We start from the raw sequence: 14,297 nt of genomic DNA, 5'->3' as shown, positions 1-14,297 counted from the left end.
GTCTCCGGCTCCGTGCAGGTCACGGCCGCGCCTACCCTTGGGCGGAGGAGACGGGGGCGGTGCGACGGTGCGGGATCACATCGACGGGATGAGACGGTGGCTCGCTGCCAGGCCCCGGATCGCCGACGTCCTGTTCGCCCTGGCGCTGACGGTCGCGGCGCTGATGCTCAGGCTGAGCGAGGGCGTTCCCGACGACCCGGCGACCGCCGTCCTGGTGACGGCCCTGCTGCTCACGCAGGCCGTACCGCTGGCCTGGCGCAGGACGCACCCGTGGCCGGTCATGGTGGCGGTGAGCGTCACCTACGTGGTCTACGAGCTGGTCGACCCCATGGTCGCGCTCAGGGACGGCCTGTACGTCATGTTCGCCGCCTACGCCGTGGCCCGCTACGCCCGGCCACCGGCGAGCGTCGTGGCCGTCGTCGTGGCCGGGGTGACGGTGGTGGCCCCCGACCTGCTGCGTTCGCCACTCGGCCTGCCGTTCCCCACCGAGTTCCGGCCCACCCTCTTCGAGATGATCATGATCGCCGGTCTGTCGCTGGCGCCGTGGCTGCTGGGCGTCTCCCAGCGGCACATCCACGCCGACGCCGCCCGGCTGCGTGACCTGACCGCCCGGCTGCGCGCCGAGCAGGAGGTCAGCGCCCGGCGGGCGGTCACGGCCGAGCGGGCCAGGATCGCCCGTGACCTGCACGACCTGGTCGCCCACCACGTCAGCGCGATCGCCATGCAGGCGCGGGCGACCGCGGAGGTGATGACGGAGGACCCCCATCTGGCCCGGCGGGGGGTGACCGGGATCGGCACGGCCGCCGACGCCGCCCTGGTCGAGATGCGCCGGCTGCTCGGGCTGCTCGCCGACGACGCCCCAGCCGGTCCCGGCGACCCGGAGCCGTCGCTGCGCCACCTCGACCGGCTCGCCACCACCGCCCGCGCCGCCGGGTGCCGGGTCGAGGTCAGCACGGGACCGGGCCCCGAGATCCCGGCGGCGGTGCAGGTCTCCGCCTACCGGGTCGTCCAGGAGGCGCTCACCAACGTCCTGCGGCACGCGGGCGCGACCGACGTCAGGATCGCCGTACGGCGGGCCGCCGAGCGGCTCGTCGTCACGGTGGAGAACGGCCCCGCCGCGCCGGGCCACCGGCCCCTCGCCGGTTCCGGGCTGGGGCTGGTCGGCATGCGTGAGCGGGCCGCGCTGTTCGGCGGCAGCCTGCGGGCCGGTCCCCGCGACCAGGACGGCGGCTGGCTGGTCGAGGCCGTCTTCCGCTACGGGGAGGCCGGGTGAACCCCGTCCGTGTGCTGATCGCCGACGACCAGGAGCTGGTGCGCGCCGCGCTGCGGATCATGCTCGACCGGCGCGCCGACCTGCTTGTCGTCGGGGAGGCCGCGGACGGCGAGGAGGCCGTCGCCCTCGCCCTCGACCTGCGCCCGGACGTGGTGCTGATGGACGTGCGCATGCCCGGTATGACCGGCGTCGAGGCGACCCGGCACATCGTCGGGCGGTGGCCGCACGAACAGCCGCACCCCCGGGTGCTGGTACTGACCACCTTCGACCTCGACGAGTACGTGCACGCCTGCCTGCGGGCCGGGGCCGCCGGGTTCATCCTGAAGAACGTCTCCCCCGACCAGCTCGCCGACGCCATCCGGGTGGTCTCCTCGGGAGAGGCCATGCTCGCGCCGAGCGTGACCAGCCGTCTCATCGGCGCCTTCACCGCGCTGCCGCCCGCGCTGGTCGAACCGTCCCCCTCCCTCCGCGCCGGGGCGCTCGGCGAACTGACCCGGCGTGAGCTCGAAGTGCTCGTGCTGGTCGCCAGGGGCCTGTCGAACGCCAGGATCGCCCGTGACCTCGGGCTCTCCGAGACGGGGGTGAAGAGCCGCGTCAACCGCATCCTCACCCGGCTCGGCCTGGAGAACCGGGTACAGGCGGCGATCGCCGCCCGCGAGGCGGGCCTGCTCGGCGAGTGACCAGGCCTGGGACCTGGGAGGACGTGAGGTTGCAGTGCGGGTGGAGAGCATGTCCCCTTTGATCATCCGTGCAGGAGTTCGGGGGACGGCAAGGAGGGGGCTGTCAGGAGCGTCGTGGTCCGCGGTGCAAAAAGGTCGTCGTGCGCGACCGCCGGTCGTTCGGCCGGGAGGTCCGGGGCCGGCAGGCCGTGGAGGTCACCGGCCCCGGACCTCCCGGCCGGAGGTCGTCACACCTCGGTCAGCAGACGTAGCTCTTCACGGACGATCGCCCGGATGCCTCGCGGGGTGAAGTTGTGGGGGCAGGTCACCGTCTGCAACGTCAGACCGTCCATGAACGTGTGAAGCCGCACGGCCTGTTGTTCCAGGACGGCGTCGGCGAGCTCCTGCCCGATATCGGGCAACGGTGTGTCGTGGCAGGAGGCGACCGCAAGACGGCAGATGTGACGTTCGCCCGCCCAGGCGGTGCCACGCGACTCCGCCAAAGACTCCTCGACGCGTGAGCGCACCAGGCACGCCAGCCACACGTCGGCTTCGACGCGGCGGTTGTCATCCAGCGGAAGAAGTTCTTCGAGCATGAGCTGAGCGCGCTCCAGCCCTGGCAGGTCCGCGTGCAGGTGTCCGGCGACACGTGCGGTGACGCTTCTGCCGATCGCGTACGCGGCGAAGACGAGCAGGCCACGCTGGTTGTCGAAATAGTGGCGCAGCCCGCCGACCGAGACGCCCGCCGCCTCGGCGACCTTGCGGACCGTGGCGCCCTCGATGCCTTCCCTGCTGATGACCTCCCATACGGCGCGGACGAGCTCGTCGCGCCGCTGCTCGTGGTCGACGATCTTCGGCATGTTCCCATAATCGCACGGTTGTACGGTTTACTATAAAGTACAAGTGTGCTGAATAAGGTGCCGCAGCGAATGCCGTACCACCGCACGCCGAGCCTGGGCGTGCTGATCGCCGGACTGGCCGTGATCCTCGGATCAGCGTTGTGGCTGGCGCTGACCACCGTCGGCGAGATCCGCTACACGGCCGACCACGCCGGCACCAGGCCCATGTGGCACGTATGGATCCCCGCCCTCGTCGGACTGGCACTCACCCGGCTGACGCCTTTGCCATCCCGGGCGGCCCCGGTGGACGGAGCACCGGCACCGCGAGAGCTTCACCGGCAGGCGGGCGCCCTCCTGGCGTCGGCCGTACTGTTCGCGGCGGCGCTGCGAATCGTGACGGACAACGGTTACGACGCCGAGCCGGCACACACCATCTTGAAGCTCGTTCTGCTGCTGGCCGTACCGGTGCTGGTATTCCGGTTGACACGCCACGGCGCCACCCGTCGAGAACCGGTGCGCGGGCGGATCGAGGCCTGGCGCCGCTACGGGCCGGTGGTGCCGGTGGCGGCCTGGCTCGTCCTCCACCACGCCGGACCGTTCGCCCGGCCGCCCGGCGACAACGCCTGGGCGGCGGACTCCGGCCCCGCCGCACTGTTGATCACCATGATCGTGGGCTTCGCCGTCAACGCCCTGCTCGAAGAGGTCTTCTACCGGCGTTGGCTCCAGACCCGATGGGAGCACGTCATCGGCCGCTGGCCCGCCATCGTGTTGACGAGTCTGTCCTTCGCTGCCTGGCACATCGGCATCCACGGTACCGGCCACCTTCTCACCGACCTCACCTCGGTCTTCGTTCACCAGGGGGTACTGGGCCTGTTCCTCGGCTACCTGTGGAGCCGGTACCGGCTGATGTGGCCCATCCTCACTGTTCACGGCGCGATCAACGCCGCCCCCGTCCTGCTGGACATGCTGTAGCGCCTGCCGCGTCCTGGCCCGAGACCGAACCCCAACCGCGGTTCGACGCCTCCGCCGAGCACGGGTACGGCCCGCTGTCCGAGGGGATCGGGTAGTGTTACCCGCCCCAGTGGTGAACGCGTCGAGGAGGTGAGTCCGATTCCCACACCAGGTCGGGCGCTCTCCCTCGCGACCGCTCGGTCCATCTGACGCAGGTGGCCCAGGGAGCGCCCGTCGGCATCCCGAAAGGCTCCTAGTGCTGCGTTCCTCAAAGCAGGTAGATGAACTTGCGGCGTAGGGTTCGAGGCTGTGGTGGTGAGCGTCCCCAGACCCACGGCTGGGCGTGGGCGTTGAGCTGGGCGGTGGCGACGGCGACCGCGTAAGCGATCTCGGTGGCGTCGGCGAAGGTCTGCCCGGCGAACGCGGCCTTGCGTAGCAATCGCCACCAGCCTTCGGCCAGGTTGAGCCAGCACGCCTTGATCGGGATGAACACCTGGCGGATCCGTGGGTGGCGCAGCAGCCATTGGCGGACCTTCCAGCTGGAGTGGCTGGACAGGTTGTCGGTGATGACGACGATCGGGCCGCGCCGGTTGGCTTTCGCGACGCTGGCCAGCAGCCGGATCCAGCCGTCACTGTTGCGTGAGGGCGCGCAGAAGGTGAGCTCGATGCCGTCGCGGATGCGCAGCGCGCCGTACACCCAGGTCTTGTCGGCGCCGCGGGAGTATTCCAGCGGCGCCTTGATCCGGTGCCCGCCGGGAGACCAGCCAGGCGCGGGCGGGAAGGTGCGCGGGGTCACCGGCCCCAGCTCGTCGGCGCAGATCACCGTGGTCGACGGCGGCGGGTCGGTATAGAGGCCGATGACCTCGGCCCTTTTGGGGCGAAGCCGGGATCGGTCGATGTGCTCCAGGAGCGGGTGTGCCGCCAGCGCACGTGTTCCTGGAGCAGGATCCGGCGGACCTGGCTACGCGCGATCGTGATGCCCGCGGCGCAGGCGGCGGCGGTCAGGCTGTCCAGTGTCCACTCGGCCGCGCCGCTCTCGTCGTCCGCGACCAGGTCGCCGGCCTCGTCGCGGACCAGCCGGCCCGGCGGATCGGAGCGGGCCAGCGCGATGACGCGTCCGCGTTCGACCTCGCTGATCCGCGGCTTGCGGCCGACTCCGGGCCGGTCGCCGAGCCCGTCCAGGCCCTCGGCGTTGAAGCGCACGATCCGCTCGCGCACCGTCTGCATGTGACAGCCCAGCCTGGCCGCGATCGCGCTGGTGCGCAGACCCTGCCAGCTGAACACGATCATCTGCGCGCGCCGGATCCAATCGGCCGGGGCATGCCGGGCTCCGGCCAGTTTGCGGATCTTGCGTTCCTCGTCGGTGTCCAACGGCGGACGCGCGAACAACAGCTTTGGCATGACAATTCCCCTGAGACCATCATCACCCCAGGTCAACGGGGATCCCCACCTCCATTCAGGAACGCAGCACTAGTGTCTCCTGCTGCCTCCCTTTCCACCGTCGCCGCCACCCTGCGGGCGGCGGGCTGTGTCTTCGCCGAGGACGAGGCCGAACTCCTCGTCTCGGCCGCGCGCGCCCCTGAGGAACTGGCCCTCATGGTCGAACGACGCGCCCACGGGCTGCCCCTCGAACACGTCCTCGGCTGGGCCGAGTTCTGCGGCCTGCGGATAGACGTCGATCCCGGGGTCTTCGTCCCGCGGCGCCGTACCGAGTTCCTTGTCCGGCAGGCGATCGGCCTGGCCCGGGGCGGACCGGCCGTCGTGGTCGACCTGTGCTGCGGCTCGGGCGCGCTGGGCGCCGCACTGGCCACCGCGCTGGGCACTGCGCCGACCACTGTGTCGGGCACTGTGTCGGGCACTGCGCCGGGTACGGCCCTCGGCGTGGCCGTGGAACTGCACGCGGTGGACATCGATCCCGCCGCGGTGCGGTGCGCCCGCCGCAACCTCGCCGCCGTCGGCGGGCGGGTCCACGAGGGCGATCTGTACGACCCGCTGCCGGCCGGGCTCCGGGGCAGGGTCGGCCTGCTGGTGGCCAGCCCGCCGTACGTGCCGACCGAGGCGATCAGGCTGTTGCCCGCCGAGGCCCGTGTCCACGAGCCGATGGTGGCGCTCGACGGCGGCGTGGACGGCCTCGACGTGGTGCGGCGGGTGGCGCGGACGGCGCCCCGGTGGCTGGCGCCCGGCGGCCACCTCCTGGTGGAGACGAGCCTGCGGCAGGCTCCCGGGACCGTCGAGACCATGGAACGGGCGGGATTGGCGGCGAGAGTGGCCGACTGCGAGGAACTGGGGGCGAACGTCGTCATCGGTACGATGCCCGGCGCACCGGTCGCGGGGCCTAAAGTCTGAGTCGGCACGGCGGAAGGGATGTTCGATCATGCTTGAGGGACTCTCCCAGCACTGCGCGCAGGCGCTCGCCACCCATGGCTGCGCCTCGGTCTCCGTCGCGGTCGCCCATCGCGACCGCGTGGTCTTCGCCGAGGCGTACGGCCTGGCGGATGTGGCACGCGGGGTGGCGGCCACCCCGGATACCGTCTACTCGATCGCCTCGGTGACCAAGCCGATCACGGCGACCGCGGTCTGCGTCGCCGCCGACCGGGGGCTGCTGAACCTCGACGACCCGGTCGAGAAGTATCTCTCCGGCTTCCGCCTGCCCAGATACCGCGACTACAGCGAGCCGACCCTGCGCCAGGTCCTCCAGCACCGGGCCGGGTTCGGCGGGCACTACGACTTCGCCTACGCCGGACTGCCCGCGATCCGGCACGGCGTCGAGCACTACTCGACGCTGTACCGCGAGCCCGGGTCCCGGTTCGAGTACTCCAACCTCGGATACGGCGTCCTCGACGCGGTCCTGGAGAAGGCGACCGGCCGTAGCGCCGCCGACTTCACCGCCGAGCAGGTCTTCGCCCCGCTCGGGCTGAACGCTTGCCAGATCGGCCTCTCCTACGAGGGCGAACGGCCTCGGGCGCTGCGTTACTCGGCCGACGGCAGGCCGTACCCCGACTACGACACCACCCACCACGGCGCCTCCCTCGGCTGGGCGAGCGCCTCCGACCTGGCGATGTTCGGACTGCTGCAGGCGGGCGGCCCCGGGGTGCTGAAGCCGGAGACGGCCGCGGCCACCCGCACCGCGCTGCCGATCACCGCGGAGCAGGGTTACGGCCTTGGCTGGTTCGTCTCACGCGGCGGGCCGCACCAGGTGGTCGCGCACAGCGGCGGCATGGGCGGTGTCTCGGCGATGCTCGCGGTCGTGCCCGAGCTCGAACTCTCGATCTGCGTGCTCGCCAACCAGACCGGGGGCGAGGTCCGCACCTCGGTCGTCAACCGCGTCATGGCGGAACTGGTGCCGGACCACCCGTCCGCGTCCCTGCCGCCGAGCTTCCTGCCCGAACGGGCGGTCGCGGTCCCGCAGGGACTCTGGGAGGGGCACGTGCGCACCGAGGAGGGGTCCGTGCCGCTGCTGCTGCGGGTGCTGCCCGACTCCGGCGCCGAGGTCAGGCTCGACGGCGGGCCGATGGTCCCGGCGGACGTGGTCGCGGCCTCCGACGACTGGGACCTGCGGGTCAGCGCGCCGCTGCAGCTGCCGACCGAGGACGCGCGGGTGAACAGCCCCCGGCTTGTCCTCGAACTCAACGCGCGCCACGGCCATCTCGTCGGCGCGGCGCGGGCGATGAAGAACGGCGAGGGCGACGGCTGGCTCGGCAACTGCCTCAGCCACTGGTGCGAGGCCACCGAGGCCTGAGCCCGGCCGGTTCCCGGACCTGGCCCCGGCCCGGGTCAAGGACCGTCAAGAAAGAACCACCCCCCGGGTGAAGCGGACAAACAACGGGAAGGAGCATGATTCCCGGACCATTCAACCCTTGTGAGCACTTATGAGGATCTTGGCTCGCCCGCACCAGCTCCCCGTACGGCTCGCCACCGGCGCCTACGTCCTGAACGCCGGGCTGTCCATGGCCGCCGGGGACGAGGGCAGCGCCGCCGCCGTCCACGGGATGGCCGCCAACGCCTACCCGTTCCTGAAGAAGATGAGCCCCAGGACGTTCGTCTGGCTGCTGTCGAAGACCGAAATCGCCGTGGGCGCTGCCCTGCTGGTCCCGGTGGTGCCCTCACTGGTCGCGGGCGCGGCGCTGACCGCCTTCGCCGGCGGGCTGGTCGGCCTCTACCTGCGCACCCCGAGCCTGCGCCAGGAGGGCAGCCTGCGCCCCTCCCAGGAGGGCATCGGCGTCGCCAAGGACGTCTGGCTGCTGGGCATCGGGACGAGCCTGGTCGCCGAGGAGCTCTGCCGTCCCTGACCGTACGGCTTCGCCGGCCCTCAGCCGCGTCCTCCAGCTCCCGTCAGGCCCCGTCCCCCACTCCCGCGCGCCCCGCTCCACGTGCGCGGCCCTCGGTCCGCGCGGGTCTCAGCGGCGCAGCCGTACCTCGCCGACCGGGCGGCCACCGCCGAGCAGCACGCCGACGGCCAGTTCCTCAAGCACCTCGGCCTCGAAACCCAGCGCCCGAAGGGCCTCGACGGTGACGGGCATCCTGGCCCGGTAGCCGCCGTCCTCGATCTTGACGGCCCCGGCCCTGCCGTCCGCGAAGGCGAAGGCGTCGAACGCCTCGGCGCCCGACTTGAGCATCAGCCCGGGAAGCGCCCGCATCAGCCGGGCCTCCGGCTTGGTCGTGCCCGAGGTCCACTCGGGGTGCGCGCGGAAGGCGTCGGCGATCCGGCGCTCGGGCGTGCCCTCCTCGGCCAGCACGAGGGAGCGGAAGGCCCTGGTCACACCGACCATCGACACGAAGAACAGCGGCGCGCCGCAGCCGTCGACCCCGGTGGCCGCGACCCGCTCCCCGGTGAGTTCCTCGACCGTGTCACGCAGCGCCTTCTGCAGCGGGTGCGCCGGGCTCAGGTAGGTCTCCAGCGGCCAGTCGTTGGCCGCGCAGGTGGCGAGCATCGCCGAGTGCTTGCCCGAGCAGTTCATGTAGAGCGGTGAGGGAGCGCCTCCGGAACGCAGCACCCGCTCGCGGGAGGCGGCGTCCTCCGGCAGGTCCGCCGGGCAGCGCAGCGCGCTCTCGTCGAGTCCCGCCCCGGCCAGGACGCGGCGGGCCCCCTCGACGTGGAAGGGCTCCCCCGTGTGACTGGCGCACGCCAGGGCGAGCAGTTCGCCGTCGAGCCCGAGCCCGGCGCGCACCATGCCGAGCCCCTGCAGCGGCTTCAGCGAGGAACGCGGGGAAACCAGGACGTCGACAGCCCCGTGCACCCGCACCGGCGAACCGGCCGCGTCGACGGCCAGCATGCGGGCCCGGTGGGTGGACTCCACGAACCCGGAACGGACGACCTCCACGACCAGCGACTCAGCAGACACCTCAGCTCCCTTCGCGTGGATTCTACGGAGGGCGGAAACACCGGTTTCCGGCGCGGTCGCAACAACCGGGATGATGGACGCATGCGTGCGGTGGTGCAGCGGGTGAGTTCCGCGTCGGTGACGGTTGACGGCGAGACGGTCGGCGCGATCGACGAGCCCGGACTGCTGGTGCTGGTCGGGGTGACCCACGACGACACCCGGCGGCAGGCGGCCAAACTCGCCGCCAAGCTCTGGGGCCTGCGCGTCCTGTCGGGCGAGAAGTCCTGTTCCGACGTCGGCGCCCCGCTGCTGGTGATCAGCCAGTTCACCCTGTACGGCGACGCCCGCAAGGGCCGCCGTCCGACCTGGCACGCGGCGGCCCCGGGACCGGTGGCGGAACCCCTGGTCGAGGCCGTCTGCGCCGAGCTCCGCGCGTTGGGCGCGCACGTCGAGACGGGCGTCTTCGGCGCCGACATGAAGGTCTCCCTGACCAACGACGGCCCGATCACCCTGATCCTGGAGGTCTGATTCCCGGACCAATACCACGATCACCGACCGCGATGATCCGCTAGGGTAACCGCTTGTCCGCGATGAATCCGTTCATCCGTGATGAAACACCCGAAAAGTCGCACCCTTGGGGAGGGTCATGCGCATCTTCGCGTCCATCGCCGTCGCGTCCGTCGCCACCGCCGCCCTGGTCACCACCGCCGGATCGGCGGCCAACGCCCAGGTCGGCACCCAGACCGGCGCCCAGGCCACGCCCGCGTTCAGCGCCTACCACGGCGTCACCGGCCAGCAGCAGACCGAACGCTTCAACACGCTGCGCGGCCAGGGCTACCGGCCGATCACCTTCACGGTCGACGACGCGTCCGCACCGCGTTACGGCGCCGTCTGGGTCAAGCGGTCCGGCCCGGCCTGGGCGATGATCCAGGGCATGTCGGCGAGCGGTTACCAGAAGAGGTTCGACAGCTACCTCTCCCAGGGGTACCGCCCGACCTCGGTGAGCGCCACCGGCTCGGGGAACGACGCCGTCTTCGCCGCGATCTTCGAGAAGGTCCCGGGCAAGTTCTTCGCCAAGCACAACCTCACCACCGGCCAGTTCACGGCCGCCAACGCCGACGCCGCCAAGCGGGGCTACGTGCTCACCGCGGCCAACGCCTACGGCACCGCCGACGACCCGCGCTACGCCGCCGTCTGGACGCAGGGCTCGCAGTCCTGGTCCGTCACCGTCGGCAAGTCCTTCGACGAGCACCACGCGGAGTTCCTCGCCAGGACCAAGAAGGGCGAACGGCCCTCGCTGGTCACCGTCGGCCCCGACGAGTCCTACACGAGCGTCTGGGTCAAGGACTCCGGCTCCGCCTGGTACGAGTACACGGGCATGACCCCCAGCGGTTACCAGAAGCGCTTCGACGAGCTGAAGGGCAAGGGCTTCCTGCCCACTCTGCTCGACACCGAGGGCGGCGCCTACACCGCCATCTGGACCAAGGGCTGATTCCCGCCGGGCCCGCGCGCCGTACCCCGTCGAGGGCGCGGCGCGCGGGTCCGCTCAGCGGATGCGGCGGCGCAGCGCCGGGTCGATCTGGACGTTGCGGCCCGCGTCGGGCGGTACGACGACCTCCTGGGAGGCCGCGACCCCGCCCGCCTCAAGGGGGACCTCGACCGGGACGGTCCGCTTGACCACGGCCAGCGCGATCGGGCCGAGCTCGTGGTGACGGGCCGAACTGCCCACGAAGCCGACCTCCTCGCCCCCGTTGAGAACGGGAGTGCCGTGCCCGGGCAGGATGTCGGCGCTGCCGTCGAGGTGCAGGAAGACCAGACGGCGGGGCGGGTGCCCGAGGTTGTGGACCCGGGCGACGGTCTCCTGACCCTTGTAGCAGCCCTTGCTCAGGTGCAGGGCCGTACCGATCCAGCCGACCTCGTGGGGGATGGTCTTGTGGTCGGTCTCGAAGCCGAGCCGGGGGCTGTGCTCCTCGATGCGCAGCGCCTCGTAGGCCCACAGCCCGGCCGGGCGCATGCCGCCGAGACGCTCGGCCAGCAGGTCACGCGGCAGGAGCAGGTCGTCGCCGATGACGATCGTCCCCTCCGGCGGGGTGACGCGGCTGGCGTCGGCGACGGAGACCACGGCGTATTCGGCCGTGACGTCGGCCACCTCGACCCTGAGCATGAAGCGCATCTTGTCGAGGAAGGCGACGAGGCCGGCCCCGGTGCCCGGCTCGACGTGCCCCCACACGGCCTCGCCGTCGTCGACGAGCGTGAGGTGGTGCTCGACCCTGCCCTGGGCGTCCAGGAACAGCGTCTGGGTCGGTTGACCGGGTTTGAGGTCGTCGAGTTTCTGCGAGCTCAGGCTGTTGAGCCAGCTCAGCCTGTCGGGGCCGGAGATCCGGACGACCTCACGGTTGCTCCGGTCGACCATCGCCTCTCCGGCGAGGAGGGCGCGCTGCTCGGCGAACGGGTCGCCGTAGTGTCCGGCAACGCCGGCGTCGGGGGCCTCGGCCGCGACCGCGCCCGGGGTGTCCAGCAGAGGGCTTCGCATGGCTCCAAGCCTACGAGGCCTCAGCGGCACTTCCTGCAGCGGCCGAAGACCGTGAGATGGTGCACGTTGACGGCGAAGCCGAACTCCTCGTCCAGCTTGGTCACGAAGTCGTCGACCAGCTCGGGGCGGATCTCGTTGAGCTCCCCGCAGTCGTGGCAGACCAGGTGGACGTGGTCGGCGTCCTCGGCCAGGTGGTAGGTCGGCGCGCCGTGCCCGAGATGGTTGTGGGTGACCATGCCGAGCTCTTCGAGGAGTTCAAGCGTGCGGTAGACGGTTGAGATGTTGACCCCGCGGGCGGTCTCCCGCACCTTGCCGCAGATCTCCTCCGGGGTGGCGTGCTCAAGGGCCTTGACCGCCTCAAGCACCAGCTGGCGCTGCGGGGTGATCCGGTAACCGTGCGCCCGCAGTTGCTCATGCCATGACGTCTCGGCCATGCACAGAGTCTACGAGCAGACCAGTCCTACTGGGGTCGCCACAAACACCAACAAATCGCCCACTACGCACGGTTTCCCGCAGGTTAGGCTGCCCCGGTCCCCTCCTCCGAGGACCTGGTCCCCGGCACCCGCTGGAGCACCCCGGCCCACTGGGCGCTGCTCGACTGCCCCGACACCGTACGGCTCGACCGTCCGACGGCCAGGAACCGGCCCCGGAACCGGATCGACGAGGCGATGGAGGACGCGGCCCAGGCCCGCGCGCTCGTCCCGACGGCCTTCGACGGCGGTGCGGATCCCTCAGCCCTGACGGAGCGCGTCCTCGGCTGGACGCGGAGGGACGGCCGCTGAGGAGCCCCTCACCAGGCGCCTGCCCAGCCGCTGCGCGGGCGCCTCGACGAAACGCCAGGTCAGCGCGCTGATCCCGAGCAGCGCCCCGACCAGGCCGACCAGCGCGACCAACCGAGCCCCGAGCGGTACGGCCAGTGGCTCCGGCCAGGTCATCTGAACCACCTTCAACAGCAGCGGATGGAGCAGATAGACCGAGTAGCTGACCAGCCCGAGCCAGGGCAGCACCCGGGGCAGCTCACGGTCGCGCAGCGCCATCCCCACGGCGAAGGTCAGCCAGGCCGCGACCAGCGCCAGCCACAGGCCGGGCGTGTCCCTCGTCAGCCAGATCCCGGCCGCCGGAACCAGGAGCACCCAACCGGCCCGCGCCCAGGTGATCTCGCCCTGTTCCGCCCGGTACAGCACGGTGCCGGAGAACATCGTGGCCAGGATCAGCAGCCCCTGCCAGGTGCCGGGATACTCCTGGTTGACCGCCAGCAGCACCAGCACGGTGCCCCCGGCCGCGACGGCGCCCGCCCGCCGCACCGCGAGGGGCCCCATGAGCGTCATGGCCGTTCCGACCACCACCAGCGCGACCACCGTCAGTGTGACCGTCAGCATCCGCGTCCCGTCGCCGTACGAGAGCAGCTTGGTCGGCAGCACGCCCGCCCCCAGCACGGCCGCCACGGCGAACCCGAGCGCGGCCGTACGGCTCGCCCGGTTCACCCCGAGGGTGTACATCGAACCCAGCAGCAGGTAGAAGGCCATCTCGTAGGAGAGCGTCCACATCACGTTGACCGTGTTCGGCATGTACAGCAGGTCCTGCAGCATCGTCAGATGGCCCAGCGTCAGCGACAGGGGACGGCTCCCCCACCAGGGGTGCAGGCCGTCCCATCCCGCGGCGATCAGCAGCGCCACCCCCACCGCGCAGACGCCCAGCATCGGGTAGAGCCGGAAGGCCCGGGAGATCCAGAAGGCCCGCAGGTCACCCCGCCGCTCCAGCGAAGCCGGCACGATGTAGCCGCTCACCAGGAAGAACACCATGACCCCGTACCACCCGGGCTCGAAGGTCTCCTTGAAAGGAAAGCGGATCTCGGGCAGCAGCGGCGACAGCACGTGTTCGAAGACCACCGCCAGGGCCGCGAACCCTCGTATGGCGTCAAGCCAGGCCAGCCGGCCTCGCCGTCCTGCTTGATCGGTAATCACCTGGTTCATGCTAACGATCGGCCGACGGACGTCCGGTTGGACGGGCAACCGTCACCGCCCCGGAGGGGACCGGTCTCACGGCACGGGAGAGACCTGGCGGGACCCCGGCCCCCGGGTCCGGGCCCACGGGCTCCGAGGTCCCGTGAACACCAGGGGCCGCCGCCCCACGGACGGCGGCCCTTCGAACATGTCCGGTGGTGGTCGCCCCTACCGCCGGACGATCAGGAGGCCGAGGGAGACGAACTCGGCGACGCGGCGGTCCTCGGGGTCCTTCCCGGCGCCCTGGTGACCTTGCAGTCGTAGGCGGCGATCGTGTAGCCGTCCAGCAGCGTGCAGGTCGTCCAGACGGGACCGACCTTGTAGGCGTAGACCTCGGGCAGGCCGCCGCCCTGACCGGCGGGGCCCTGCGGCCCGGCCGGACCCTCGGGGCCCTGAGGCCCGGTCGAGCCCTCGGGACCCTGGGGTCCGGTCTTGCCCGTCTCGCCTCGCGGCCCCTGCTGACCTGCGGCGCCCCGCTCGCCCTGGGGGCCCCGCTGACCGGTGGCGCCCCGCTCGCCCTGGGGACCCTGCGGGCCGGCGACTCCCCGCTCACCCTGGGGGCCCTGCGGGCCACGCGGGCCGGCCGGTCCCTGGGAGGCGATGCCCTGCTGGGCCTCCTGGAGGGTCAGCACCCGCTCGGTCTTCGGGTTGCACCTCGTGAGCGCGCGGACGACCTTCGTGGTCTTGTTGACGCAGAAGGTCGTCGGAGCGGCGGCCG

At 71.6% G+C, this 14,297-nt stretch carries 15 protein-coding genes and 1 pseudogene; 8 read left to right on the top strand and 8 right to left on the bottom strand.

The genetic code is table 11. The annotated features are described in order from the left end of the window. Positions 1 to 88: 88 nt before the first annotated feature. Together ACFOYY_RS05555 and ACFOYY_RS05550 are read left to right on the top strand one after the other, a co-directional pair. A complete protein-coding gene (locus ACFOYY_RS05555; protein WP_386188377.1) occupies positions 89 to 1,273 on the top strand; it encodes a sensor histidine kinase in 1,185 nt (394 codons plus the stop codon). Next, positions 1,270 to 1,953, top strand: coding sequence for a response regulator transcription factor (locus ACFOYY_RS05550; protein WP_352014649.1), 684 nt, complete (start codon positions 1,270 to 1,272; stop codon positions 1,951 to 1,953). The genes ACFOYY_RS05555 and ACFOYY_RS05550 overlap by 4 nt, the downstream gene beginning before the upstream one ends. Positions 1,954 to 2,180: 227 nt before the next feature. Here the strand turns inward: ACFOYY_RS05550 and ACFOYY_RS05545 are convergent, their stop codons facing one another. After that, on the bottom strand, positions 2,181 to 2,792 hold the full coding sequence (locus tag ACFOYY_RS05545; protein ID WP_386188374.1) for a TetR/AcrR family transcriptional regulator: 612 nt from the start codon (positions 2,790 to 2,792) through the stop codon (positions 2,181 to 2,183). Between the two features lie 45 nt (positions 2,793 to 2,837). On the opposite strand from ACFOYY_RS05545, the gene ACFOYY_RS05540 reads away from it, so the two are divergent. Then, on the top strand, positions 2,838 to 3,743 hold the full coding sequence (locus tag ACFOYY_RS05540) for a CPBP family intramembrane glutamic endopeptidase (protein ID WP_386188372.1): 906 nt from the start codon (positions 2,838 to 2,840) through the stop codon (positions 3,741 to 3,743). A gap of 247 nt (positions 3,744 to 3,990) precedes the next feature. On the opposite strand, the gene ACFOYY_RS05535 is transcribed toward ACFOYY_RS05540, so the two are convergent. Next, positions 3,991 to 4,545 (bottom strand): transposase, encoded by a 555-nt coding sequence (locus tag ACFOYY_RS05535; protein ID WP_386188369.1) that lies wholly within the window; start codon positions 4,543 to 4,545, stop codon positions 3,991 to 3,993. Beyond that, positions 4,542 to 5,123 (bottom strand): helix-turn-helix domain-containing protein, encoded by a 582-nt coding sequence (locus tag ACFOYY_RS05530; protein ID WP_386188366.1) that lies wholly within the window; start codon positions 5,121 to 5,123, stop codon positions 4,542 to 4,544. Before ACFOYY_RS05530 ends, ACFOYY_RS05535 begins: the two co-directional genes overlap by 4 nt. A gap of 72 nt (positions 5,124 to 5,195) precedes the next feature. Between ACFOYY_RS05530 and ACFOYY_RS05525 the strand changes: the two genes are divergently transcribed. The 3 genes from ACFOYY_RS05525 to ACFOYY_RS05515 all read left to right on the top strand — a co-directional run bounded on the left by ACFOYY_RS05525 (position 5,196) and on the right by ACFOYY_RS05515 (position 8,011). Continuing rightward, positions 5,196 to 6,068 (top strand): putative protein N(5)-glutamine methyltransferase, encoded by an 873-nt coding sequence (locus tag ACFOYY_RS05525; RefSeq protein ID WP_386188363.1) that lies wholly within the window; start codon positions 5,196 to 5,198, stop codon positions 6,066 to 6,068. Between the two features lie 28 nt (positions 6,069 to 6,096). Then, positions 6,097 to 7,461, top strand: a complete 1,365-nt coding sequence (locus ACFOYY_RS05520; protein WP_386188360.1) for a serine hydrolase domain-containing protein — start codon at positions 6,097 to 6,099, stop codon at positions 7,459 to 7,461. A 130-nt stretch (positions 7,462 to 7,591) separates the two neighbouring features. Continuing rightward, on the top strand, positions 7,592 to 8,011 hold the full coding sequence (locus tag ACFOYY_RS05515; protein WP_352014644.1) for a hypothetical protein: 420 nt from the start codon (positions 7,592 to 7,594) through the stop codon (positions 8,009 to 8,011). A 108-nt stretch (positions 8,012 to 8,119) separates the two neighbouring features. Here the strand turns inward: ACFOYY_RS05515 and ACFOYY_RS05510 are convergent, their stop codons facing one another. After that, positions 8,120 to 9,064 (bottom strand): asparaginase, encoded by a 945-nt coding sequence (locus ACFOYY_RS05510; protein WP_386188356.1) that lies wholly within the window; start codon positions 9,062 to 9,064, stop codon positions 8,120 to 8,122. A gap of 81 nt (positions 9,065 to 9,145) precedes the next feature. On the opposite strand from ACFOYY_RS05510, the gene dtd reads away from it, so the two are divergent. Both dtd and ACFOYY_RS05500 read left to right on the top strand, forming a co-directional pair. Beyond that, a complete protein-coding gene (dtd, locus tag ACFOYY_RS05505) occupies positions 9,146 to 9,571 on the top strand; it encodes a D-aminoacyl-tRNA deacylase (protein WP_362781180.1) in 426 nt (141 codons plus the stop codon). A gap of 118 nt (positions 9,572 to 9,689) precedes the next feature. Then, the gene (locus tag ACFOYY_RS05500; protein WP_386188353.1) at positions 9,690 to 10,535 is read left to right on the top strand and encodes a hypothetical protein; all 846 of its coding nucleotides are present in this window, start codon (positions 9,690 to 9,692) and stop codon (positions 10,533 to 10,535) included. A gap of 54 nt (positions 10,536 to 10,589) precedes the next feature. On the opposite strand, the gene ygfZ is transcribed toward ACFOYY_RS05500, so the two are convergent. From ygfZ to ACFOYY_RS05480, 4 genes and pseudogenes are all read right to left on the bottom strand, one after another. Beyond that, the gene (gene ygfZ / locus ACFOYY_RS05495; protein ID WP_386188350.1) at positions 10,590 to 11,576 is read right to left on the bottom strand and encodes a CAF17-like 4Fe-4S cluster assembly/insertion protein YgfZ; all 987 of its coding nucleotides are present in this window, start codon (positions 11,574 to 11,576) and stop codon (positions 10,590 to 10,592) included. Positions 11,577 to 11,596: 20 nt separating this feature from the next. Next, a complete protein-coding gene (locus tag ACFOYY_RS05490) occupies positions 11,597 to 12,010 on the bottom strand; it encodes a Fur family transcriptional regulator (protein WP_352014639.1) in 414 nt (137 codons plus the stop codon). Positions 12,011 to 12,307: 297 nt separating this feature from the next. Then, complete coding sequence (locus ACFOYY_RS05485; RefSeq protein WP_386188347.1) at positions 12,308 to 13,540, bottom strand: acyltransferase family protein; 1,233 nt, start codon at positions 13,538 to 13,540, stop codon at positions 12,308 to 12,310. A gap of 221 nt (positions 13,541 to 13,761) precedes the next feature. Beyond that, a pseudogene (locus tag ACFOYY_RS05480) lies at positions 13,762 to 14,297 on the bottom strand (hypothetical protein); the annotation flags it as partial.

The sequence above is a fragment of the Streptosporangium jomthongense genome, from assembly GCF_042650425.1.
In the GTDB taxonomy this organism is placed as follows: domain Bacteria; phylum Actinomycetota; class Actinomycetes; order Streptosporangiales; family Streptosporangiaceae; genus Streptosporangium.
Note: the sequence above shows the minus strand (reverse complement) of the source record. Positions and strands in the feature narration are given on the sequence as shown.